Origin of the sequence: Pseudomonas sp. 10S4 (assembly GCF_034344865.1) — a bacterium.
In the GTDB taxonomy this organism is placed as follows: domain Bacteria; phylum Pseudomonadota; class Gammaproteobacteria; order Pseudomonadales; family Pseudomonadaceae; genus Aquipseudomonas.
The window spans coordinates 4,479,651-4,504,234 of sequence record NZ_CP133774.1 but is presented as its reverse complement, the minus strand read 5'-3'; the positions used below and the strand labels follow the sequence as shown (position 1 = coordinate 4,504,234).

Sequence of the window (24,584 nt, the reverse complement as noted above, 5' to 3'; positions counted from 1 at the left end):
ACCAGGAGAGACGCTTCATGGAAATAGAAGAATTCGGCTACAAGCAGGAGTTGAAACGTAGCCTGACACTGACGGATCTGGTGGTGTACGGGATGATCTTCATGGTCCCCATCGCCCCGTTCGGTGTTTATGGCTACGTCAACGCCGAGGCGCCCGGGATGGTGCCGCTGGCCTACATTATCGGCATGGTGGCGATGCTGTTTACCGCCCTCAGCTACGGCAGCATGGCCAAGGCTTTTCCGATTGCCGGCTCGGTGTATTCCTACGCACAACGCGGCTTGAATCAACATGTCGGCTTTATTGCCGGTTGGTTGATGCTGCTTGATTACCTGCTGATCCCGCCGCTGCTGTACGTGTACGCGGCCATGGCGCTGAATCACCTGTACCCGGATATTCCGAAAGTCGGTTTCATCCTGGCGTTCCTGGTCAGTGCGACGTTTGTAAACCTGCGGGGCATCACCTTCACCGCACGGATGAACATCGTCTTTCTGCTGGCGCAACTGGTGGTGCTGGGGATCTTCCTGTTCTACGCCTGGAATGCCCTGCACAACGGCGGCGGTCACGGTGAGTTGACCTTGGCGCCGCTGTACAACCCCGAAACGTTCAACTTCGCGCTGCTGATGCAAGCGGTGTCGATTGCAGTACTGTCGTTCCTTGGCTTCGATGCGATTTCCACCCTGGCCGAAGAGATCAAAGAGGACCCGGGCCGCAGTGTTGGCAAGGCTGCGCTGATTACCCTGGTGGTGATGGGCGTGATCTTCGTGGTGCAGACCTGGATCGCCACCGATCTGGCTGCCGGCATGGGTTTCAAATCCGCTGACACCGCGTTTTATGAAATTGCTGAAATTGCCGCTGGCAGCTGGCTGGCAACCCTTACCGCCGTGGCCACGGCCCTGTCCTGGGGTGTGGCGGTGGCCATCACTTCGCAATCGGCGGTATCGCGGCTGATATTCGGCATGGCACGGGACGGTAAACTGCCGAAAGTGCTGGCCAAGGTCCATCCAAAATACAACACGCCGCACATCAGCATTTACCTGGTGGCCGTGCTGTCGCTGGTGATTTGCTACCTGTTCATCAACTCGGTGGACACCCTCACCTCCCTGGTGAACTTCGGCGCGTTGAGTGGCTTCATGCTGCTGCACCTGACCGTGATCAACTACTACTGGCGCCGGCAGAAATCCGGCCAGGTGATCCGTCACCTGCTCTGCCCGGTGGTCGGCTTCATCATCGTCGCGGCCATCATGTACAACATGGGCGTCGATGCACAAAAGCTCGGTTTGATCTGGATTGCTCTGGGTCTGGTCTATTTGTTCTTCCTGAACAAGCTGGGCGCCAGCACGTCGTTGCCGGACCCGAGCAACGTCTGACAACAAAAAGGGCGGCGTCTGACAACAAATCAGGCGACCGCTGCTTTAACGCGTGGACACCGACAGTGATAGTCAGGTTCGACGGCAAACCGCCGAACCCTTTGATACAGGAGTACATCCATGCTGGTCTTACGCCCAGTCGAGTTAACCGACCTGCCCCAGTTGCAACAACTGGCCCGCGACAGCCTGGTGGGCGTCACGTCGCTGCCGGACGATAGCGAACGCCTGCGCGAGAAAATTCTCGACTCCTGCGCCTCGTTCGACAAAGACGTACAAGGCAACGGCCCGGAGAACTACTTTTTCGTCCTCGAAGACCTGGCCAGCCAACGTCTGACCGGGTGCTCGGAAATCCTTGCCACCGCCGGTTTCAGTGAGCCGTTCTACAGCTTGCGCAACCGCCACTTCACCAGCACCTCACGGGAACTGAACATCGAGCACGGCGTGCCGGCGCTGTCGTTGTGCCACGACCTCAGCGGCCACACCTTGCTGCGCGGCTTTCACATTGATGCGGCACTGGTGCGCACGCCGTTTTCCGAGTTGTTGTCACGGGCCCGGCTGCTGTTTATCGCGGCTCACTCCGCGCGTTTTTCAGAGGCGGTGATCACCGAAATCGTCGGGTACAGCGACGATCAGGGCCAGTCGCCGTTCTGGGATGCCCTGGGCAAACACTTTTTTGACCTGCCTTACGTCGAGGCCGAGCGACTCTGTGGCCTGGAGAGCCGGACCTTCCTCGCCGAACTGATGCCGCAATACCCGATCTACGTGCCGATGCTGCCTAAAGCGGCGCAAGAGTGCATTGGCCGGATTCACCCCGACGGCCAGGAAGCGTTCGACATCCTGGAGCGCGAAGGCTTTGAAACCAACAGCTACATCGACCTGTTCGACGGCGGCCCGACGCTGTATGCGCGTACCGCGAACATTCGCTCTATTGCCCACAGCCACACCGGCACCGCGCAGCCCGTTGAGACCATCGACGCCCGTGGCAGTTACCTGGTGAGCAACGATTCGCTCAAGGATTACCGGGCCATCATCACCGAACTGGACTACACCGCCGGACAACCGGTGGGCTTGAGCGCCGACCTGTGCGCCGCCCTGAACGTCACCGACGGCAGCCCGATCCGGCTGATCGCCCTGTGAGCATCACCGGGACCCGTGCCCAACGACAGCGCCCGAGCACGCGCGCAAAAGGAGCTGCATCATGATTGTCCGCCCGGTTCACATCACCGACCTGCCCGCCTTGCTGACGCTGGTGCAACAGGCAGGCCCCGGGTTCACCACCCTGCCGGCGAACGAAGATCGCCTGGCCCACCGCGTGCGCTGGTCCCAGCGGACCTTCGCCGAACAGGTCGAACGTGCCGACGCCGATTATCTGTTCGTGCTGGAGGACGACGAGCAACGCGTGGTCGGGGTCAGTGCCCTGACGGGGGCCGTCGGCATGCGAGAGCCCTGGTACAACTACCGGGTCGGGCTGACGGTCAGTTCGTCGCCGGACCTGGGTATCCAGAAGCATATTCCGACCTTGTTCCTGAACAACGAAATGACCGGCCAATCGGAACTCTGCTCGCTGTTCCTGCGCCCCGATCAGCGCTATGGCAACAACGGTCGATTGCTGTCGCTGGGGCGGTTGCTGTTCGTCGCCGAATTCCCGCAGCTGTTTGGCGACAAGCTCATCGCCGAACTGCGCGGCAGTGCCGACGAGCAAGGCTGCTCGCCGTTTTGGGACAGTCTGGGCCGGCACTTTTTCAAGATGGATTTCAGCCACGCCGACCACCTGTCGGGGCTGGGCAACAAATCGTTCATCGCCGAACTGATGCCCCGTCAACCGCTGTACACCTGCCTGCTTACCGAACAGGCTCAGGCAGTGATCGGCAAGGCTCACCCGAACACGCAGACGGCGCTGAAGATCCTCAATGCCGAAGGTTTTGCCCACAAGGACTACATCGACATCTTTGATGGCGGACCGGTGATTGAAGCGCAGGTCTCGAAAATCCGCACCGTGCGTGACAGCCAGTCGCTGGTGCTGGGCATTGGCACCCCTGATGAACAGGCCCCGGTGTGGCTGATCCACAACCAACGCATGGAAAACTGCCGCATCACCACCGCCAAGGCGCGGCTGGTGGGCAACAGCCTGATCGTCGACCGCCTCACTGCCAAGCGTCTGCAGCTGCAACCGGGGAATTCGGTGCGGGCAGTGACGCTGTTGAATCAGGCGCAGCAGGCGGTGGCGGCCTGATCCCCCGCCTTTGTGGCGAGGGAGCTTGCTCCCGCTGGGCTGCGAAGCGGCCCCAAAACCTGCCACCCCATTTTTCAGACACACCGCGTTTGCTGAATTTACGACTGCTGCGCAGCCGAGCGGGAGCAAGCTCCCTCGCCACAGGTCATGCGTCGCTCATCTCTTTAGTGACCGGCATTAGCACAAGCTCCCGTGCCACAAGGAGCGGTATCGTTTCACCTGTCTAAAAATTCGTCATCCTCCTGACCCCGCCAGCGTGATAGCCTTTTGTTCCTTCGGCGTTGACACTTTTGCTCAAGCCCTTCCATTCCAATGCAGTGGTGGAACTCATATGTCCAGGCTTTCCCATCAAGATTTGCGCCGTAACTTTCGCCAATTGCTGGCTTCCGACACGTGCTACCACACCGCTTCGGTGTTCGACCCGATGTCGGCGCGTATCGCCGCAGACCTGGGTTTTGAAGTCGGGATCCTCGGTGGCTCGGTCGCATCGTTGCAGGTACTGGGCGCCCCGGATTTCGCACTGATCACCCTCAGCGAATTCGCTGAACAGGCCACCCGTATTGGCCGCGTGGCCCAACTGCCGGTCATCGCCGACGCTGACCACGGCTACGGCAACGCCCTGAACGTGATGCGCACCATCGTCGAACTCGAACGCGCCGGCATCGCCGCGCTGACCATCGAAGACACCTTGCTGCCGGCCCAATTCGGCCGCAAGTCCACCGATTTGATCGGCGTCGCTGAAGGCGTCGGCAAGATTCGCGCAGCGCTGGAAGCCCGGGTCGACAAGGAAATGGCGATCATCGCCCGCACCAATGCGGGGATCCTGCCGATCCAGGAAATCATCAGCCGCACCCAGCAATATCAAAACGCCGGGGCCGACGGGATTTGCATGGTCGGCGTCCAGGACTTCGACCAACTGGAAAAAATCGCCGAACACCTGAGCGTGCCACTGATGCTGGTCACCTACGGCAACCCAGCGCTGCGTGACGATAAACGCCTGGCGGAATTGGGCGTGCGGGTCACCATCGATGGCCATGGCGCGTACTTTGCGGCGATCAAGGCGACTTACGACAGCTTGCGTGAACAGCGACAGATCTTTACCCAGGCGTCGGATTTGAGCGCGACCGAGTTAACGCATACCTATACGCAGCCAGAGGATTACATCCGCTGGGCGGAAGAGTTTATGCGCGTTAAAGAGTGACCGTTTGGCGGGTATGCCGGGGTGAACTGACAGGACGCCTTCGCGAGCAAGCCCGCTCCCACAGTGAATTAATGTTGAACATACATTTTGTGATCAACACTGACTCCATGTGGGAGCGGGTTTGCTCGCGAAAGCGTCAGCCGCAACACCGCTAAGCCGAAGTTTTAAACCCCGCCTCCCGCTGCACCGCCCGCGCTTGAACCACATCCGTTCTAATTCACCAACACCACAAATCCCTGTGGCGAGGGAGCTTGCTCCCGCTTGAGTGCGCAGCACTCACAAAAATCTGCGCTGATGGTCAGAATTTTGGGGCCGCTACGCAGCCCAGCGTCGGATCGCCGCCCGGAGCAAGCTCGCTCGCCACAGGTCAGTGTTTGCCTGAATGACCTGCGCCCACTTACCGCTTCGCCAACTCCATAATCATCCGCGACAACAAGTAAATCCGTGGCGTCACGCTCTCCACCTCGGCATATTCCTCCGGCGTATGAATACCGCCGCCGACGATCCCGAACCCATCCAGCGTCGGCGTCCCCACACCCGCGGAGAGGCTCGCGTCCGCCGCCCCGCCGCTACCTTCTTCGGTCAACTTGCGGCCAATTTCGCCGTAGATCCCCTGAGCCATGGCCATCAAGCGATCCGACTCTTTCGTCTGCGGCATAGGCGGCAAGCCGCGTTGCAGGGTGGTGGTGACTTCGGTATCCGGAATCAACTTGTCCTGGGACACCCGCGCCAGGTCCTTCTCGATCCGGTCGAACTCTTCCGGCACCGCCGCGCGCACATCGGCCTTGGCCGTGGCTTGATCCGGGATCACGTTGGTGCGGTCACCGGCCTTGATCACGGTGAAGTTGATGGTGGTTTTTTCGCTTCGTCGCCCAATTTGCCCAGTTGCAGAATCTGGTGCGCCGCTTCCATCGCGGCGTTGCGGCCCAGCTCCGGCGCGACGCCAGCGTGGGCGGCTTTGCCCTTCACTTCGACCACTGCGGTGGCGCTGCCTTTGCGCCACACCACCAGGCCATCGGCCGGGCGGCCCGGTTCGAGGTTGAGGGTCACGTCGTGGGCCTTGGCGGTTTTCTTGATCAGGTCGGTAGCGACCTCAGAGCCGGTTTCTTCACTGGCATCCAGCAGGAAAGTGATCTGGGCATAGTCCTTGAAGTCGAGATTTTTCAGGACTTTCAGCGCGTAGATCCCGGCGACGATGCCGCCCTTGTCGTCCATCACGCCCGGCCCGTAGGCGCGACCGTCCTTGATGTGGAACGGACGCTCAGCGGCCGAGCCTTCCTTGAACACGGTGTCCATGTGCGCCATCAACAGGATTTTTGCCTTGCCGGTGCCTTTGAGCGTGGCGATCACATGGCTGCTTTTATCCGGGGTGTTCGGTATCAGTTCGATGCTGAAGCCGAGTTTTTTCAGCTCGTCGACGGCGATATCGCGGACCTGGGTCAAGCCAGGTTCATAGCCGGAGCCTGAGTCGATGTTGACCAGTTTTTCCAGCAGCTGCAGGGCTTCAGCCTTGTATTGCTCGGAGTCGGCAAGAACTTGCTTGTGGGGTTCGGCGAAGGCTGCGGGGGCGAAAGCGCCGAGGGCGAGGGTCAGGGCGAGGCTGGTGGCCAGTGGGGAGCGAGAGAGTTTGAACGTCATGAATCAATCCTTGTTTCGTGTCGGGGGGTGAAAAACACCCTACCTGACTGCGGCGCAAGGCTCTATACCGGATGCGACACTGAGCGTTCGGCTTTGGACCGAGGTGCGGCCATCGCGAGCAGTCTCGCTCCCATAGGGAACTGTGTACTACACAGATTTTGTGTTCAACCTCGGTCAAATGTGGGAGCGGGCTTGCTCGCGAAGGGGGCCCTGATATCCAGCATTGATGTCGACTGACACACCGCTTTCGCGAGCAAGCCCGCTCCCACAGGGATTTGCTGTGAATCAGTCAAACCGAATCCAGCATCTCACGACGGGGCTTGCCGTCACTGCAACAGATAACGCGATTGCGTCCGGTGGTCTTAGCCTCGTAGAGCGACCTCGTCGGCGTCGTTGAGGCCACAGGGTCGCATCGGTGTGCGTCGGGTTGAAGGCCGCCAGGCCAATGCTCAGGCTGACTTTCAGCGCCGGGTTTTGCTCATAGCCCAACGTCGCAAAGCGATCGCGCAAGGCGTCCATCGTGGCGGCGGCACTGTTGAGCGCCAAGTCCGGAAGGATCACGCAGAACTCGTCGCCGCCGTAACGCCCGGCGACATCCGCTGCCCGCAGGTTTTGCTTGAGCATTTTGCTCAACTGCCGCAGGACGATGTCCCCGGCGACGTGGCCGTAGGTGTCGTTGATGGTTTTGAAGTGATCGATGTCGATCAGCGCAATCGCCCCGCCCTGGTTCTGTCGCTGACAACGCTGGAATTCGACGTCCAGTTGATCCTTCCAGGTGCCGTGGTTCAGCAAACCGGTGAGGCTGTCAGTGCGGCTCAGGGCCAGTAATTCACGTTTTTGCCGGCCAAGGACATGGGCCTGGCGAAAGCAGATCCAGCCGAGAGCCAGAGGGTACAGGCACATCAAGGGCAAGCAGGCATACAGCTGCAATGGACTGGTTTGCGGAATGAACGCAGGGGTAAAAATCAAAAATCCGACGCCGATCCCAAGGACTTGCGCCACGCTGCCGGCCAAGAGAAAACGCAAGCCGCCGATGGCCACGTTGTTCATCGCCATCATGGAAATGGTGGTCGCACTGGGCAATGGATTGAACTGCATCGCTGCGACCCAGAAGCCGCCGAGAAAGGCGTCCACCAGCAAGTTGCGGTGTTCGGCATGGTAGGGAATGGTGGCGCGGCGGGCCCATTGGTACGCGAGGTGCGGCCAGAGCACGCCATTGAGCAACATAACCACCCAAACCCAGGGCGCAGGGTTGAGCGGGTACATCGCCACACTCACGCACAACAACCCAAGGGCCAACCCCAAGGTTCGCGACGTATAGAGCCTCCTGGCCAGTGAAAGTCCCTTTCCTCCCGTTTTTGCCATAGAGGCCTCTGCCACCTAACGGAATCTGATTACACCGAGGGTTACGGGTGTGAACGCAGTCTATCAGGGCAACCTCAAATAGCCATCACCGACTAGCGGTGAATAGCTTGCTATCTGTAGGAGCGAGGCTTGCCCGCGAAGAACGATAACGCGGTAGAACTGATAGACCGCAGCGCCTGTATCGCGAGCAAGCTCGGCTCCCACAAAAGCGAAAGCATCGCGGGCAAGCCTCGCTCCTACGAAAGCGGAAGCAGCGCACCTACAGTTTGGCTATACATGATGGGAGGATTTGATAAACAACGGCAAAAAGGAGGCCCATGCAGACCTTTGAAGTGTTGATCATCGGCAGCGGCTTTGGCGGCCAGTGCGCGGCGATCAATTTGCTCAAGGCAGGGATCAGCGATTTTCGCCTGCTGGAACGGCGGGACTTTTTCGGCGGCACCTGGTGCCAGAACACCTACCCCGTGCGGCCGTCGACGTGCCCGTCGCTCGCTGTATTCGCTGTCCTTCGCGCCGTACCGGTGGACGCAGATGTTCGCCGAACAGGCCGAACTGCACCGCTACACCCAGTACGTGGTGGAGCACTTTGGCCTGCGGGACAAAGTGGAACTGGAAGCCAACGTCGAGGGCATCGAATGGGACGAGGCCGGCAAACGCTGGGCGGTGCACACCGGCACCAAAGGCACGTTCTACGCGCAGTTCCTGATTAACGCGACGGGGCCGCTGAGCCAGCCGGTGGTCCCTCACTTCGAAGGCCAGGAGCGCTTCCAGGGCAAAACCTTTCACACCAATAATTGGGATCATTCCTACGACTACAGCGGTAAACGGGTCGCCATCGTCGGCAGCGGCGCCAGTGCGGCCCAGGTGATTCCGGCGATTGCCCCGAACGTCGGACACCTGCACGTGTTTCAGCGCTCGGCCCACTGGGTACTGCCCCGCGCCGATCGAACGTTCGGGAAATTTCAGCGTTGGTTGCTGGGGCTGAAACCGGCCTACAAGCTACTGCGCTGGATGATCTACTGGCAATTCGAAACCCGGGTGATCGCCTTCAAATATTCAAAACCGGCGATTCATATGGTTCAGCAACATGCCCTGCGCTTCCTTAAACGCCAGGTGCCTGACCCGGAACTGCGGCGCAAGTTGACGCCGGATTTCACCATCGGCTGCAAGCGAGTGGTGGTTTCCAGCACCCTGTACCCGGCGCTGGGTCGGCCGAACGTGACGCTGCACAGCCGCGAACAAGGCATCGCTTCCCTCGACGAAACCGGCATCAACACTTTGGACGGTCAGCACATCGACGTCGACCTGATCGTCTGGTCCACCGGTTACGACGCCACCGACGGGGTCATTTCCTACCCGGTCACCGGCAAGAACGGCAGGCAGCTGAAGGACGTTTGGGCCCAGTACCCCCGGGCCTATCTGGGCACCAGCCTGCCGGACTTCCCCAACCTGTTTATCGTCACCGGCCCCAACACCGGCATTGGCCACACTTCGGCGCTGTTCATCATCGAATCCCAGATGAACTACATCCTCGGTTGCATCCGCACACTAAAAGAACAGGGTCTGCGCAGCATTGAAGTGCGCCCCGAAGCAGAACGTACCTACACTGAAATGATCCACCGGGAAATGGAACGCACGGTGTGGAAGTCCGGGGGCTGCCACAGTTGGTATCAAAGCAAGAGCGGTCATGTGATCGCCATGTTTCCGGGGTTCAGTTTCAGCTATCACCGCTTGACCCGGGCGTTGAAACCCGCCGACCACATTCTGTCCTGATCACGTAGAAGGAACACGCCTGATGCTTGTGTTGGTTGTCGCAATCGCGGTTTTCGTGGCCTGGAGCTGGTTGAGTTACCCGGCCATCGGCCGCTGGCTGTATGACTTGAGCATGGCGCTGGAGGCCAAGCTGTATCGGCTGCACAAGATCGTCGTGCCGATCAGCGAGATGACCGTCTCGACCTGGCAAGGCGGGCCGTATGAAGCCACCAGCGGGATACTGATGCTGCACGGCTACAGCGCCGACAAAAACCTCTGGCTGCGCTTTGCCCGGCATTTTGTCGGCGACTACCGGGTGATCATCCCCGACCTCGCCGGCCATGGTGAAACCGGCTTCAAGGCCGGTGGCGGCTACGACATCGCCCTGCAGGCCAAGCGGATGATCCAGTTGCTTGACGTATGCGGAGTCGAGAAGGTGCACGTGATCGGCAACTCGATGGGCGGCTACATCGCGGCATGGCTGGCCGCCACCTACCCCGAGCGGATTATCTCGGTGGCGCTGATCGACCCGGCGGGCGTCAGCGCCCCGGAAGTCAGCGACCTGGAGCGTCAACTGTCCAAGGGCCATAACCCGTTTCTGATTCACACCAAGGAAGAATTCCAGCAGTTCTACGCCATGACCATGGCCAACCCGCCGTGGGTACCCGGCGTCGTACTGGACGCCGTCGCCCAGCGCTATGAACAATGCCGCGACGAACTGGCGGAAATTTTCCAGGACTTTCGCGCCAGCCCGCCGATGGAGCCGAAACTCGCCGACATCAAATGCCCGGCACTGCTGCTGTGGGGGCGCAAGGATCGGTTGATCGATGTCAGCAGCGTGGCGGTGTGGAGCAAGGGCATTGCCAATTTGCGCGTGGACATCTGGGAAGGGATTGGCCACATGCCGATGGTCGAGCAACCGACGAGGGCGGCGCGGTTGTATCGGGATTTTTGGGACCGCGGCGGTGAGCATTCTTGTAGTGATGGAAGTTATTGGAGCGAGGACCACTTTTGTGGCGAGGGAGCTTGCTCCCGCTAGGCTGCGCAGCAGCCCCCAAACCAGACACCACGGTTACTCAGTCAGTGCGCGTTTTCCGGGTTGCGACTGCTTCGCAGCCGAGCGGGAGCAAGCTCCCTCGCCACAGGGGACTGTGGTTGGCAGTGAAGGCAGAAACGGAGCAGCGCAATGAACATTCTGTACGACGAGCGCGTCGACGGCGTTCTGCCAAACGTGGACAAAGCCGCCCTGCTCAACCTGCTGCACCAGCATGTCCCCGACCTCGACCTGCTCTGGCGCGAGGAAGAACTCAAGCCCTATGAATGCGACGGCCTCTCGGCCTACCGCACCACGCCAATGCTGGTGGCCCTGCCCCGGCGGCTGGAACAAGTGCAAAAACTGCTCGAAATCTGTCACGCAGAACAGGTGCCCGTAGTGGCTCGAGGCGCCGGTACCGGGTTGTCCGGCGGTGCCTTGCCGCTGGAAAAAGGCGTGCTGCTAGTGATGGCGCGTTTCAACAACATCCTGCACATCGACCCCGCCGCCCGCACCGCTCGGGTCCAACCGGGCGTGCGTAACCTCGCGATTTCCCAGGCTGCCGCGCCCTTCGGTTTGTATTACGCGCCGGACCCATCCTCACAAATCGCCTGTTCCATCGGTGGCAACGTCGCGGAAAACGCTGGCGGCGTGCATTGCCTCAAATACGGCCTGACCGTGCACAACTTGCTGAAACTGGAAGTGCTCACCGTCGAAGGCGAACGCCTGACATTGGGTTCTGAAGCCCTGGATTCACCGGGTTTCGACCTGCTGGCGCTGTTCACCGGTTCTGAAGGTTTGCTCGGAATCATCACCGAAGTCACCGTCAAACTGCTGCCCAAACCCCAGGTCGCCAAGGTTTTGCTGGCCAGTTTCGATTCGGTGGAAAAGGCCGGCCGCGCCGTGGCCGAGATCATCGCCGCCGGGATTATTCCCGCAGGCCTGGAGATGATGGATAACCTGGCGATTCGCGCCGCCGAGGACTTCATCCACGCCGGCTACCCGGTGGACGCCGAGGCGATTCTGCTGTGCGAACTCGACGGCGTCGAAGCCGATGTCCACGACGAATGCCAGCGGGTGCGCGAAGTCCTGCAACAGGCCGGCGCCAGCGAAGTGCGCCAGGCCCGAGACGAAGCCGAACGAGTGCGCTTCTGGGCCGGACGCAAAAATGCCTTCCCGGCCATCGGTCGCCTGTCGCCGGATTACTACTGCATGGACGGCACCATCCCCCGGCGCGAACTGCCCGGCGTGCTTGAGGGCATCGCCCGTCTCGCCGCCGAGCATGGCTTGCGGGTCGCCAACGTATTCCATGCCGGCGACGGCAACATGCATCCGCTAATCCTGTTCGATGCCAACCAGCCCGGCGAACTGGCCCGTGCCGAAGCATTGGGCGGGCAGATCCTCGAGTTGTGCGTGAAGGTCGGCGGCAGCATCACCGGCGAGCACGGCGTCGGCCGGGAGAAAATCAATCAGATGTGCGCGCAGTTCAACAGCGACGAGCTGACCCTGTTTCATGCGGTGAAAGCCGCGTTCGACCCTCAAGGCTTGCTCAACCCCGGCAAGAACATCCCCACCCTGCACCGCTGTGCCGAATTCGGCGCGATGCACATTCACGCCGGGCAACTGCCGTTCCCTGAACTGGAGCGCTTCTGATGCTGGAGTTCGATGCCAGCGAGGCGCTGCTCGCGCAGGTCAATCAGGCCCGGGAGAACGCCACGCCGCTGCGGATTCAGGGCAGCAACAGCAAAGCGTTTCTCGGCCGCGAGGTGGCCGGGGAAGTGCTCGACACCCGCGCCCATCGCGGTATTGTCAGCTACGACCCGACGGAACTGGTGGTCAGTGTTCGCGCCGGCACGCCGCTGAGCGAACTGGTGGCGGCACTCGATGCCGCCGGGCAAATGCTGCCCTGCGAGCCGCCGTCATTCGGCGAAGGCGCCACGGTGGGCGGGATGATCGCGACGGGGTTATCCGGGCCACGGCGACCATGGTCGGGTTCGGTGCGGGATTTTGTCCTCGGCACGCGGGTGATCACCGGCCTCGGCAAACACCTGCGCTTTGGCGGCGAAGTGATGAAAAACGTCGCCGGGTATGACCTGTCGCGCTTGCTGGTGGGCAGTTACGGCTGCCTCGGCGTGCTGACGGAAGTCTCGCTCAAAGTGCTGCCAAAACCCCGGCAATGCTTGAGCATCAGCCTGGAAATCGACAGCGACCGCGCCCTGAGCAAACTCGCCGAATGGGGCCAGCAGCCGCTGCCAATCAGCGCCGCGAGTCACGATGGTCAGCGTTTGTATTTGCGGCTGGAGGGTGGCGAAGGTTCGGTGACGGCTGCCCATCAACGACTCGGCGGCGAGCCGCTGGACTCGTGTTATTGGGCTGATCTGAATGAACAACGCTTGGCATTTTTTGATGAAGGACCCTCGTTGTGGCGACTGTCGCTACCCAATAATCTCGGGCCTTTGTCGCTGCCGGGCGAGCAACTGATCGACTGGGCCGGCGCACAACGCTGGTTAAAATCCGAGGCATACGACATCCAGTCGTTGGCCCATGAACTGGGCGGCCATGCCACCTGTTTCAGCCACGGCGCCAGTGAAACACCGTTCCAGCCGCTGGCCCCGGCGCTGCTGCGCTACCACCGGCAACTCAAGGCGCAACTGGACCCGCAAGGGCTGTTCAACCCGGGCCGGATGTACGCGGAGCTCTAGCATGCAAACCACCCTCAGCGAGCAATCCCGGAAATTACCGCGGGCCGCCGAAGCAGAAAAGATCCTGCGTACCTGCGTGCATTGCGGCTTCTGCAACGCCACCTGCCCGACCTATCAACTGCTGGGCGATGAACTCGACGGCCCGCGCGGGCGAATTTACCTGATCAAACAAGTGCTCGAAGGCGCCCCCGCCACCGCGCAGACCCAATTGCACCTGGACCGTTGCCTGTCGTGCCGCAACTGCGAAACCACCTGCCCGTCCGGGGTCGATTATCACAACCTGCTGGACATCGGCCGAGCTGTGGTCGACCAAGCGGTGCCGCGTCCGGCCGGTCAACGGTTGTTGCGCGAGGGGTTGCGGGCATTGGCGCCGAACCCGAACCTGTTCAAGTCGTTGCTGCAGATCGGCGCGACGTTCCGTCCGTTTTTGTCACGGGATGTCGAAGCGAAGCTGCCCCACGACCTGCCCGCCACCGGTGTGCGCCCTGCCCCTCGGCATGCGCGGCGCGTGTTGATGCTCGAAGGCTGTGTGCAACCCGGGCTGTCGCCCAACACCAATGCCGCTGCGGCGCGGGTGCTGGATCGCCTTGGGATCAGCGTCATTGCGGCGCCTGAGGCCGGCTGCTGCGGTGCGCTGGATTATCACCTCGACGGTCAGGCCAAAGGGCTGGATCGCGCCAGGCACAACATCGATGCGTGGTGGCCGCATCTGGAAAATGGCGCCGAAGCCATCGTGCAAACCGCCAGCGGTTGCGGCGCGTTCATCAAGGACTACGGGCATTTGCTGGAGGACGATCCGGTCTACGCGGCCAAGGCTCTGCGGGTCAGCGAACTGGCGCTTGATCTGGTGCAAGTGCTGGCCGTCGAACCGTTGGAACGAGTGTGCGCCGCGACGGACCGGCGGATTGCCTTTCATTGCCCCTGCACCTTGCAGCACGCCCAGAAACTCGGCGGCGCTGTAGAAGCGGTGCTGACCCGGCTGGGTTTCAACCTCACTGCCGTGCCCGACAGTCATTTATGTTGTGGCTCGGCCGGCACCTATTCCCTGACCCAACCGGAACTGGCCCGGCAACTGCGCGATAACAAGCTCACCGCGCTGGAAAGCGGCCGCCCCGAACTGATCGTCACCGCCAACATCGGCTGCCAAAGCCACCTCGCCAGCGCCGGACGAACACCGGTCAGGCATTGGATCGAACTGGTGGACCAGTCGCTGGGAGAATGAAGTCCGTAGGAATCTTCGTTTGTCGGCACGGCAGAAGGCTGCGATCTTTTCCCCCATCCTCTCTGTCACCGTGCCAGGAATTTTTTTCATGAGCCACCCGAGCTTCGTCAGCCCCGACCTGATCCGCCAACGCTTCTCCAAAGCGATGTCCGACATGTACCGCGAAGAAGTACCGCTGTACGGCGCGCTGATGGAACTGGTGGAGCAAACCAACCGCCATGTGCTGGACAGCGATCCGCAAATCGCCCGGCAATTGGAAAGCACGGGTGAAATCCAGCGCCTGGATCTGGAACGCCACGGCGCGATCCGCGTCGGCACCGCGGCTGAACTGGCGACCCTCGCCCGGCTGTTCGCGGTGATGGGCATGCAACCGGTGGGCTACTACGACCTGACCCCGGCCGGGGTGCCGGTGCATTCCACGGCATTTCGCGCGGTGCATGAAGCGGCGTTGCAGGTCAGCCCGTTTCGGGTGTTCACCTCGCTGCTGCGCCTGGAGCTGATCGAAGACCTGGAATTGCGCACCTTCGCCCAATCGGTGCTGGATAAACGCAAAATCTTCACCCCGGCCGCGCTGGAGTTGATCGAGCAGGCCGAAGCCCAGGGCGGGCTTGAAGAACAACAAGCCTGGGAGTTTGTCGAACAGGCGCTGGAAACCTTCCGCTGGCACCACAGCGCCACCGTCACCGCCGCGCAATACCAGCAACTCAGCGCCCAGCATCGACTGATCGCTGACGTGGTGGCATTCAAAGGCCCGCACATCAATCACCTGACGCCGCGCACGCTGGACATCGACATCGTCCAGGCGCAAATGCCGGCCCACGGCATCACCCCCAAAGCGGTGATCGAAGGCCCCCGCGCCGGCAGTGCCCGATCCTGCTGCGCCAAACCAGTTTCAAGGCGCTGGACGAGCCGATTGCCTTCACCGACCAAGACGAGACACGCGGCAGCCACAGCGCTCGCTTCGGTGAAATCGAGCAACGTGGTGCGGCGCTCACACCTAAAGGCCGGGCGCTTTACGATCGTTTGCTCAACGCTGCTCGGGATGAGTTGAAGGACTTCCCGAACGAAGCCAATGCCGCACGCTACAACGAGTTGATGGCTCAGCATTTTGGCGAATTCCCTGACACGATCGAGGGCATGCGCCAACAGGAACTCGCGTACTTTCGCTACTTCGTGACGGAAAAAGGCCTGGCGGCGGATGGGCTTGGCGGGAGGTCGCTGGATGACTTGCTGAGCGGCGGATACGTGCGGGTTGAACCGCTGGTGTACGAGGACTTTTTACCGGTCAGTGCGGCGGGGATTTTCCAGTCGAACCTGGGGGATGCGGCGCAAACCCACTATGGCGTGCATTCGAATCAGCAGGCGTTCGAAAAAGCGCTGGGGCGCTCGACGATTGATGAGTTGGGGTTGTATGCCGAGACGCAGCAGCGCTCGATTGATGAGTGCTGCAACTCTCTGGGATTGCCGAGTTTGGCCTGACGTTCGTGCACATCATTGTGGCGAGGGGGCTTGCTCCCGCTCGGCTGCGCAGCAGTCGTCAATCCTGCGAACGCGGTTTATCTGAAAGAACCCACGAGGGGCGCTTCGCACCCCAACGGGGGCAAGCCCCCTCGCCACAAGCAAGCTCCCTCGCCACATGAAGGTGTTCAGCCAAACCATTAAAGTGGTCAGCCAAACAGTGAAAGTGCTCAGCCGACCAATGTTTAAGCCAGCTTCGCCAACAGCGCTTCAGCCGTAGCCTCGGAAGACGCCGGATTCTGCCCGCTCAGCAACAACCCATCGGTGGTCACATAGCTGGCCCAATCATCGGCTTTTGTGTAAATCCCACCGTTGGCCTTCAACATATCCTCGACCAAAAACGGCACCACATCGGTCAACTGCACCGCTTCTTCTTCACTGTTGCTGAACCCGGTCACACGCTTGCCTTTAACCAACGGCTGACCGTCCGCGTCCTTGACGTGACGCAGCACACCCGGCGCGTGGCAGACCGTCGCGACCGGTTTGCCGGCCTTGTAAAACGCCTCGATCAGCGCGATCGAGTGCTTATCTTCGGCCAAATCCCACAGTGGGCCGTGGCCGCCCGGATAAAACACGGCGTCGAAATCTTCAGCCTTCACGCTGCTCAGCGGCACGGTCGACGCCAGTGCGGATTGCGCAGCCGAGTCTTTGCGAAAGCGTTCGGTGGCGGCGGTTTGTGCGTCTGGCTCGTCGCTTTTCGGGTCCAGCGGTGGTTGGCCGCCCTTGGGCGAGGCCAGGGTCAACTGGGCACCGGCGTCCTTGAACGTGTAATACGGCGCGGCGAATTCTTCCAGCCAGAAGCCGGTTTTCTTACCGGTGTTTCCCAATTGATCGTGGGACGTTAGAACCATCAGGACTTTCATGTCGTTCTCACTTGATTTCAGGAATATTCGGACGCTTAACGGCGCGTGGGTACTGAGTCATTGACCACCCGGTTGCGTGGTTCGTTTCACTGAGTGGCCGGATCATACGGGACCGTTTCGAATTTAGATATTGATATATCGCAATATCGTGATACTCCTATAAAGGCGTTCACAGCGCACCCTGCTCAGCCACGGCTGACGGCGCACGAACGCACTCATTCCGCTTTACAGGACTTACCGATGACCGGTTCCACCCTCTTCACGCCCATCCGCCTCGGCCCGTTCACCCTGCAAAACCGCCTGGTACTGCCGCCGCTGACCCGCTCGCGCAGCACTCAACCCGGCAACATTCCCAACGCCCTGATGGCTGAGTACTACCGTCAGCGCAGCAACGCCGGCTTGCTCATCACCGAAGGCATCCAGATCGAACCCCGCGGCCAGGGCTACGCCTGGACGCCGGGGATTCATAGCCAGGAACAGATCGACGGCTGGAAACAAGTCACCGCAGCGGTGCACCTTGAAGGCAAGCCGATTTTCGCCCAGTTGTGGCATGTTGGCCGGGTTTCTCACACTTCCCTGCAACCGGGTGGCGCGGCGCCGATCGCACCTTCGGCCGTCCCTGCAACGGCGGTCAGCGTGTTTATCGAAACCGGCCCCGGCACTGGCGCGCTGGCCGAACCGTCCATGCCCCAGGCCTTGAGCACCGAACAGGTCAAAGAACTCGTTGAGCTTTACGCCCAAGCGGCGCGCAATGCCATGGAAGCCGGTTTCGACGGCGTCGAGTTGCACTGCGCCAATGGTTATCTGGTCAATCAGTTCATCTCCGCCCACAGCAACCAGCGCACCGACGAATACGGCGGCTCGCTGAGCAATCGCCTGCGTTTTCTGTATGAGATCACTGAAGCCGTGGCCACGGTGGTTGGCAAGGATCGGGTCGGCGTACGGTTTGCGCCGCTGTTCGCCAGCACCGATGAAGCGCGGGTCTACCTCGGATTGGTAGAAGAGAACCCGCACGAAACTTACCTGGAAGCCGTCAGACTGATGGAACAGATCGGTATTGCCTACGTGTCCTTGGCCGAAGCCGACTGGGACAATGCCCCCGAACTGCCGATCACCTTTCGCCAAGCCGTACGCGAGGCATTCAGCGGGTTGCTGATGTACGCCGGCAAGTATTCGGGCGAACGCGCCGACAAAGTATTGAACGCTGATTGGGGCGACCTGATCGGTTTCGGTCGCTGGTTTATCGCCAACCCGGACCTGCCGGCGCGCCTGCTGAATCAATGGCCGCTCAATGAACTGGATGCCTCCAGCCTCTACGGTGGAACCGCCGCCGGTTACAGCGATTACCCGCGCTACCAGCCGAGCCTGTAAACTGCGCGGCAGATCGGGCCTTCGACTCAAGGTGCCGATCTGCCGGCCTCAGGGTTTCGGCTTATTTCGACGCAGCAAACAGGCTCCCAGGCTCGACCATGACCCTTGATCTGAACGACATCATCAAAGCCCTTTCCAACCCCACACGCCTGCAAATCATGCTGTGGCTGAAGGACCCGCGCGTGCACTTCCCGACCCAGGAACGCGACCCGGAAGAAATCGGCGTGTGCGTCAGCATCATTCAGGAAAAGGTCGGCCTGTCGCAGTCCACAGTGTCGCTGTACCTCACCGCGCTGCAACGAGCCAACCTGGTGACCTCGCAGCGGATCGGGCCGTGGACCTATTACCGGCGCAACGAAACCACCATCACTCAATTCGTCGAGCAGATCGGCGCCAGCCTCTGAATGATGGCGCATGGCCTTGATGCGCAAGAAGTTGCGCACTTTTTTTCGAAACCCCCTCCAATATCGCTAAGCGCCAAGCCCGCCGTGGCCTCCAGCCGAGTGCGCAAGAAGTTGCGCAGTACTGCGCAACTTCTTGCGCACTTTGTGGGGTGTTTTCCCTTGAAAATCACTCAAGCAATTGAAAAACCTCGGCCATCCCCCGGTTTACTTGGCCCTCAACATTTCTGGCACGAACCTTGATAACAGTCAGGCACCCACCGGGCGATTTCGCCTCCCGGGCACCCTAAATTTTTAGCAAGGAGCACATCCATGGCTACACCAGCGTACATGTCCGTTACTGGCGAAAAACAAGGTCTGATCACTGCCGGCGCCTTCACCGCCGACTCGGTTGGCAACACCTACCAGGAAGGTCACGAAGACCAAGTCATGGTTCAGGCTTTCAGCCACGACGTGATCATCCCGCGTGACCCGCAATCCGGCCAACCAACCGGTCAGCGCGTTCACAAGCCAGTTGTGATCACCAAGGTCTACGACAAGGCTTCGCCACTGCTGCAAGCGGCTCTGACCTCCGGCGAGCGCATGAGCGAAATCGTTATCCAGTGGTACCGCACTTCGGCCCAAGGGACCCAAGAGCACTACTACACCACCAAACTGGAAGACGCGATCATCGTCGCCATCAACAACAAAATGCACAACTGCCAGGATCCGTCGAACTCCCACTTCACGCACCTGGAAGAAGTGCAATTCACCTACCGCAAAATCACCTGGACCCACGAAGTATCCGGTACTTCGGGTTCCGATGACTGGCGTCAGCCAGTCGCTTAATCGCGGCTGACCGCTTCACGCATCGGCCAGCTCTGCTGGTCGATGTTGTTTACGCTCCCCCAGAATTTCGCGTCCGTTGACCTGGTTTTCGGGTGTCGACGAACGCAGTAAGCACTGCACAAGGAACAAGGGATGTTCGCGCCGGCCAATCAGACTCACTTTGCCCTGACTATCGAAGGTCTGGATAACGATCTCCAGGTTCTTGCCCTGCAAGGTCGGGAAGCCATCAGCCAGCCTTTTGTGTTTGAGGTGGATCTGGTCAGTGAACAGCCGTCCCTGGACCTCGAAACGCTGCTGCACAAACCGGCCTTTTTGCAGCTCTCGCCTGACGGCAGCGGCATTCATGGCCAGATCTATCGCGCCGCCCAGGGTGATTCCGGCAAACGCCTGACCCGCTACGCGGTGACCCTGCGTCCGCAACTGTCCTACCTGGCGCACCGCATCAACCAACGCATCTTCCAGAACCTCACCGTACCGAAAATCGTCGGCATGGTCCTCGAAGAGCACGGCATTCAAAGCAACGCCTACGAATTCAAAGTCGGGGCGATTTATCCCGAGCGCATCTACTGCGTTCAATACGATGAATCGGACCTGCAGTTCATCCAGCGCCTGTGCGAGGAAGAAGGTATTCACTACCACTTCCAGCACAGCGCCACGGCCCACAAACTGGTGTTCGGCGATGACCAGACGGTGTTCCCGAAACTCGCGCCAGTGGCCTACCAGCAAGACTCCGGCATGGTCGCGACTAACCCGGTGATCAAGCGCTTCGACCTGCGCCTGGAAACCCGCACCAGCCGCACCACCCGCCGCGACTACGACTTCGAAAAACCGCGCCTGACCCTCGAAGCGGAAAACCGTGGCGACGCCCTGCCTGACCTCGAAGACTACGACTATCCCGGTCGTTTCATCGACCGCGAGCGCGGCAAACACTTGGCCAAACGTGCCCTCGAACGTCACCGCAGCGACTTCCAGTTGGCCGAAGGCCGAAGCGATCAGCCGATCCTGGTCAGCGGCCACTTCCTGGCCCTGACCGAACACCCGAAAGCCAAATGGAACGACCTGTGGCTGCTCACCGAAATTCTCCACGAAGGCAAACAGCCGCAAGTGCTGGAAGAGTCGGTGACCAGCAACACCACCGCGTTGAAAGACGACTTCCATCAAGGCTATCGCAACCGTTTCCAGGCCACCCCGTGGGACGTGCCGAATCGGCCGCCACTGAACCACCCCAAACCACGGATCCTCGGCAGCCAAAGCGCCGTAGTCACCGGCCCCAAAGGTGAAGAGATCCACTGCGACCAATACGGCCGCGTCAAAGTGCAGTTCCACTGGGACCGCGAAGGCCAGGCCGACGACAAGACCAGCTGCTGGCTGCGCGTCTCCTCCGCCTGGGCCGGTGCCCACTACGGCGGCATCGCCATCCCGCGCATTGGCATGGAAGTGCTGGTCAGCTTCCTTGAAGGCGACCCCGACCAACCGCTGATCAGCGGCTGCCTGTACCACAAGGAAAACGTCGTCCCCTACGACCTGCCGGCGAACAAAACCCGCAGCACTTTCAAAACCCTGAGCTCCAAGGGTGGCGGCGGCTACAACGAACTGCGCATCGAAGACAAAAAGGGCCAGGAACAAATCTTCCTGCACGCCCAGCGCGACTGGGACGAAAACGTCGAGCACGACCAGAAGATTCGGGTCGGCAACGAACGCCACGACACCGTCGAGCAAAACAGCTACAGCGAATTCAAAGCCGAAGAACACCACACCGTCTACGCCGACCGCAAAGTCGAAACCCGTGCCAACGACCACCTTACCGTGGGCGTTAACCAACACATCAAGGTGGGCACCGGGCAATTCATTGAAGCGGGTCAGGAAATTCACCTGAGCAGCGGCCTGAAAGTGGTACTGGAAGCCGGTAGTGAACTGACCCTCAAGGGCGGCGGCAGCTTTATCAAGATCGATGCCGGGGGCGTGACCTTGAGCGGGCCGGTGATCAATATGAACTCCGGGGGTAGTCCGGGGAATGGCACAGGCGCAGCACCTTTGTTGCCGGGGCCGTTGAAGCAGGCGGATACGGATAAGGCTGGGCAGTTGTTGGTACCGGCGCAGCGGCAGGCGTTGATGCGCGGAACGCCACGCTGTGAAATCTGTGAGCGCGCGGCCAAGGAGCTAGCCGCTAAGGAAAACGCCAAGTGAGCAATGTTTCCCAAGCCAATTTCTTGTTGATTGACGGTGTATTGCGACCTGATGCAATTGCCCATCTGTACCAGCGTGGTGAACCGCTGGAAATTGAGCCGCTGTACATTGGGACGCGGTGGAAAGAGTTGCATGATTTGGGGCCGATATTGGTCAAGCTACCAAGCTCCTCCCCCTAGTCAGCGAGTGGCAGCAAAACCAACTGGTCCAATCCGACTCCTGTCCCTTGTTCAGTCGCGCCTCACTCAGCACCGTGGCTGAACACCTGCGCCACTTCATCTGTCCGCCCGACCTTAATGGCAACGCAGGCCTACTAAGGTTTGCAGATCCGCTGGTCACGCATTACTGGTTAACGAGTTACGGGCCAGAGCAGCTTTGCCAGGTCCTGGCCCCCATAGAAACTCTTTGGGTCAAGACACCAATACACACTTGGCAGTCCACCGGCGACGCACCGATTACTCAGTTTTCACGCCCTCACTCAACAGACGTTCGCGACAAGAATTTCGCCTTGCTCGGCGAAAATCAAATCAGCGCCCTTGAACTTGCTTACCGATGGCAGTTCAAAGAGCGACTGTACGCTTGGCTGAACACCCGCGACCCGCAAACCTTTTCACTGCTCAACAGCGATCAAACCGAGCGCTGGTTGGAGCACGTCCTGGACAGCGGCAGCGCCTGGGGACTGGTCAGCGAGAGAGGACTGGTAACATGGGTGGAAACATGTGTTGATTGGGGTCGAGACTTCGCCACACGCCCCGACAGCCCTTATCAGGACTGGCTGAGCCAGGCCCCTGAAAATGGAAGCCTGGCCCCCGAATTACGCATCGAAGCATTGGATGATTACCGCCAGCTAGCGCTGGAAGCAAAGGACACTGCAAATGGCTGACAAGAGCGGAACCCCCCAACAACAGCGCAACGCCTGCTTCCCGACGACCCCAGCCAATGCCACCGGCGGATGCTCCCTCAACGGCCCAGATGTCGCAATCATCCCGATGCGCTACGCACTGGATCGCTCTCGCTACGATGAAAATCCGAAAAAACTCAAACCGCTGCTGAAAACTGGCAAGTGGACGGCGTTGCCTGCGTTGAAAACGCGGAGTTATACGTTGCGTCAGCTTCGCAGTGGCTATGTGTACGTGTTCGATGAAACGGAAAAAACCCTTCACGAATATGAATACAACGTCGACACGGCGATGCTGACCCGTATCAAATGGGACGGCGCTCTAACAGGCAAGGACGTGCGCGCTGGCTCGGGCTCAGCCAAGACACATCTGCTTTACCCTCGGAAAAATACAATCCGCATTGCTTATTCAACCTTGCAATGGACATGGCGCATTTGTGAGTACATGCGATCCAACGGCGGAAACCGCAAGGCGTGGATGCAGACGCTTGACCTCAAAGAATACTGCTTGACGATGAAAAGCCCAAACGTGCTGCCGCTTGCACAACTGGCTGAAGCTGTCGCAGATATCGACAAGGGTGCTGTAACAAAAGATAAGCGCTTTGCGGATTCAGCACATCCGCCAGAGAGTAAGTTTTGCAGCAAGGACGACATCACGCCATTGGCTGCTGATGTTGTATGGTCTGGAGGTGTGCCTGATCCAACCAGTGCATTACTCATCGCACTTGATGACTCTTTGGCAATGCTGCAAGAACTCAATCTACAACTGATGGCTGATCAAGCTGCCTATATTGAATGGCAGGATGAACATCTACATAAGATTAGCATTGCAGAAATCGTGGAAAGCCTCTGCGGAACGGGTAACGATAAAAATTTACTTCCGGCGTCCGTGGCAAACAATGAGTCGAAAACAAGGCAATATGCGAGTGAGGTCGAGGCCTATTTTGAGCAACTGAAAGTCGAAGAGCAGGTAGCCAATGGCACTGACAGTATTATCATGGCACCAAACTTACCGTCAGAAAAAATGGCAGCGGAACTCAAAAACAAATACGGCGGCACTCCCTCATCAGCTCTTAGAGATGCGTGGGAATCCCGAGCAAAATGGCGTAGACAAGTTGATCTTGAAGGCGCACGAGGTTACGTTTCAACTAATAAAAGCAAGGGTGAGATTTTACTAAAAAATGTAAAAGAAACCCAAAAAGACCTCACTGATCTAGCGCAGCATATTGGCGCCGAGCCTCTTCGCTTGTTTATCGATACTACAAATCCCACCTCTTTACTTTATCTCCAGGCCATCACCGCAGAAATTCTAAAATCACTTGGACAAGACCACCTTACGTCCAAGTGGCTGACCGAGCAGGATCTTAAAGCAAGCACACTACTTGGACTTAGTCGATTCGGATTCTCACTAGAAATTCAGTTCATTCTCACAAAAAAAGCCAATGATCTAATCCAAAATACCAGCGATACAACAGCGCTCGTTAGTCGGCTCGGCGAACTTAACGGTTTTATTACTCACGACGCCATTGCAGATAAACCTTGGGTAAAGCTTTGACCGAACCGGCCCGACTCACATTAGAGGCTATGAAAGGTCTAGCAAAAAGTGCAGGAAAAGCTGTTTTCGAACAAACCCTCTTGGCACTTTTACCTATTGACAGCAGACTTGCTCGAAGCAAACAACAGAACTTGCCTGCACTCCTTAGAAATGTATGGGTCGGACATCTTCTAACAGACCATAAGGGTCGACTGGAGTTTGACAAATCTGGAAATCAACAATTTATAGAATGGAAGCGTCGTTATCTTCTCGCGAAAACAAACCTAGAACGAAATCTCAAGGCTTGGTACCTCCCACAAGCTGGCTATGACCGACGCTCGATAGGCCGTACGATACTAAAACTTCAAAATGATGTTCAGCTTGTTATTCAAGAACTGCCGAGTTCGCTGGATTATCAAGCCAACAAGTATGCACAAATCCTTAGGGACGAAATAACCAACTCCTAAAAAA

General features: G+C 59.4%; 17 protein-coding genes and 4 pseudogenes. 18 read left to right on the top strand and 3 right to left on the bottom strand.

What is annotated here, in order from left to right; all coding sequences use genetic code 11:
* Positions 1 to 17 precede the first annotated feature (17 nt).
* The 4 genes from RHM58_RS21160 to RHM58_RS21145 all read left to right on the top strand — a co-directional run bounded on the left by RHM58_RS21160 (position 18) and on the right by RHM58_RS21145 (position 4,801).
* Entirely contained in the window at positions 18 to 1,367 is a 1,350-nt protein-coding gene (locus RHM58_RS21160; RefSeq protein WP_322268082.1) for an APC family permease, read from the top strand.
* Positions 1,368 to 1,487: 120 nt separating this feature from the next.
* The gene (locus RHM58_RS21155) at positions 1,488 to 2,504 is read left to right on the top strand and encodes an arginine N-succinyltransferase (RefSeq protein ID WP_201202488.1); all 1,017 of its coding nucleotides are present in this window, start codon (positions 1,488 to 1,490) and stop codon (positions 2,502 to 2,504) included.
* A 61-nt stretch (positions 2,505 to 2,565) separates the two neighbouring features.
* Positions 2,566 to 3,600: an arginine N-succinyltransferase gene (gene astA, locus RHM58_RS21150; protein ID WP_201202487.1), complete on the top strand. Its 1,035-nt coding sequence runs from the start codon at positions 2,566 to 2,568 to the stop codon at positions 3,598 to 3,600.
* Between the two features lie 331 nt (positions 3,601 to 3,931).
* Positions 3,932 to 4,801 carry an isocitrate lyase/PEP mutase family protein gene (locus RHM58_RS21145; protein WP_123513478.1) on the top strand — a complete coding sequence of 290 codons (870 nt, stop codon included), beginning with the start codon at positions 3,932 to 3,934 and terminating at the stop codon, positions 4,799 to 4,801.
* A 397-nt stretch (positions 4,802 to 5,198) separates the two neighbouring features.
* Here the strand turns inward: RHM58_RS21145 and RHM58_RS21140 are convergent.
* Positions 5,199 to 6,439: pseudogene (locus RHM58_RS21140) on the bottom strand (M20/M25/M40 family metallo-hydrolase).
* A gap of 289 nt (positions 6,440 to 6,728) precedes the next feature.
* Positions 6,729 to 7,804 (bottom strand): annotated as a pseudogene (locus RHM58_RS21135) (diguanylate cyclase).
* A 317-nt stretch (positions 7,805 to 8,121) separates the two neighbouring features.
* On the opposite strand from RHM58_RS21135, the pseudogene RHM58_RS21130 reads away from it, so the two are divergent.
* The 6 genes and pseudogenes from RHM58_RS21130 to RHM58_RS21105 all read left to right on the top strand — a co-directional run bounded on the left by RHM58_RS21130 (position 8,122) and on the right by RHM58_RS21105 (position 15,992).
* Positions 8,122 to 9,577: pseudogene (locus RHM58_RS21130) on the top strand (flavin-containing monooxygenase).
* Positions 9,578 to 9,599: 22 nt separating this feature from the next.
* On the top strand, positions 9,600 to 10,595 hold the full coding sequence (locus RHM58_RS21125; RefSeq protein ID WP_322268081.1) for an alpha/beta fold hydrolase: 996 nt from the start codon (positions 9,600 to 9,602) through the stop codon (positions 10,593 to 10,595).
* A gap of 147 nt (positions 10,596 to 10,742) precedes the next feature.
* The gene (gene glcD / locus RHM58_RS21120; protein ID WP_201257086.1) at positions 10,743 to 12,242 is read left to right on the top strand and encodes a glycolate oxidase subunit GlcD; all 1,500 of its coding nucleotides are present in this window, start codon (positions 10,743 to 10,745) and stop codon (positions 12,240 to 12,242) included.
* Positions 12,242 to 13,291, top strand: coding sequence for a glycolate oxidase subunit GlcE (glcE, locus tag RHM58_RS21115; protein ID WP_322268080.1), 1,050 nt, complete (start codon positions 12,242 to 12,244; stop codon positions 13,289 to 13,291). Before glcD ends, glcE begins: the two co-directional genes overlap by 1 nt.
* A 1-nt stretch (position 13,292) precedes the next feature.
* Complete coding sequence (glcF, locus tag RHM58_RS21110; RefSeq protein ID WP_322268079.1) at positions 13,293 to 14,513, top strand: glycolate oxidase subunit GlcF; 1,221 nt, start codon at positions 13,293 to 13,295, stop codon at positions 14,511 to 14,513.
* A gap of 88 nt (positions 14,514 to 14,601) precedes the next feature.
* Positions 14,602 to 15,992, top strand: a pseudogene (locus RHM58_RS21105) (VOC family protein).
* A gap of 224 nt (positions 15,993 to 16,216) precedes the next feature.
* On the opposite strand, the gene RHM58_RS21100 reads toward RHM58_RS21105, so the two are convergent.
* The gene (locus tag RHM58_RS21100) at positions 16,217 to 16,894 is read right to left on the bottom strand and encodes a type 1 glutamine amidotransferase domain-containing protein (RefSeq protein ID WP_322268078.1); all 678 of its coding nucleotides are present in this window, start codon (positions 16,892 to 16,894) and stop codon (positions 16,217 to 16,219) included.
* Between the two features lie 240 nt (positions 16,895 to 17,134).
* Between RHM58_RS21100 and RHM58_RS21095 the strand changes: the two genes are divergently transcribed.
* The 8 genes from RHM58_RS21095 to RHM58_RS21060 all read left to right on the top strand — a co-directional run bounded on the left by RHM58_RS21095 (position 17,135) and on the right by RHM58_RS21060 (position 24,580).
* Entirely contained in the window at positions 17,135 to 18,265 is a 1,131-nt protein-coding gene (locus RHM58_RS21095; RefSeq protein WP_322268077.1) for an alkene reductase, read from the top strand.
* A 98-nt stretch (positions 18,266 to 18,363) separates the two neighbouring features.
* Positions 18,364 to 18,669 (top strand): ArsR/SmtB family transcription factor, encoded by a 306-nt coding sequence (locus tag RHM58_RS21090; protein WP_322268075.1) that lies wholly within the window; start codon positions 18,364 to 18,366, stop codon positions 18,667 to 18,669.
* 309 nt (positions 18,670 to 18,978) lie between these two features.
* Entirely contained in the window at positions 18,979 to 19,494 is a 516-nt protein-coding gene (locus tag RHM58_RS21085) for an Hcp family type VI secretion system effector (protein WP_054051032.1), read from the top strand.
* A gap of 132 nt (positions 19,495 to 19,626) precedes the next feature.
* Positions 19,627 to 21,681, top strand: coding sequence for a type VI secretion system tip protein TssI/VgrG (gene tssI, locus RHM58_RS21080; protein WP_322268074.1), 2,055 nt, complete (start codon positions 19,627 to 19,629; stop codon positions 21,679 to 21,681).
* Positions 21,678 to 21,860 (top strand): DUF4123 domain-containing protein, encoded by a 183-nt coding sequence (locus RHM58_RS21075; RefSeq protein WP_322268073.1) that lies wholly within the window; start codon positions 21,678 to 21,680, stop codon positions 21,858 to 21,860. The genes tssI and RHM58_RS21075 overlap by 4 nt, the downstream gene beginning before the upstream one ends.
* Positions 21,861 to 21,907: 47 nt before the next feature.
* A complete protein-coding gene (locus RHM58_RS21070; protein WP_322268072.1) occupies positions 21,908 to 22,564 on the top strand; it encodes a DUF4123 domain-containing protein in 657 nt (218 codons plus the stop codon).
* Positions 22,557 to 24,134 (top strand): toxin VasX, encoded by a 1,578-nt coding sequence (locus RHM58_RS21065; protein ID WP_322268071.1) that lies wholly within the window; start codon positions 22,557 to 22,559, stop codon positions 24,132 to 24,134. The genes RHM58_RS21070 and RHM58_RS21065 overlap by 8 nt, the downstream gene beginning before the upstream one ends.
* Positions 24,119 to 24,580, top strand: a complete 462-nt coding sequence (locus RHM58_RS21060; protein ID WP_322268070.1) for a hypothetical protein — start codon at positions 24,119 to 24,121, stop codon at positions 24,578 to 24,580. The genes RHM58_RS21065 and RHM58_RS21060 overlap by 16 nt, the downstream gene beginning before the upstream one ends.
* The last annotated feature ends 4 nt before the right edge of the window (positions 24,581 to 24,584 follow it).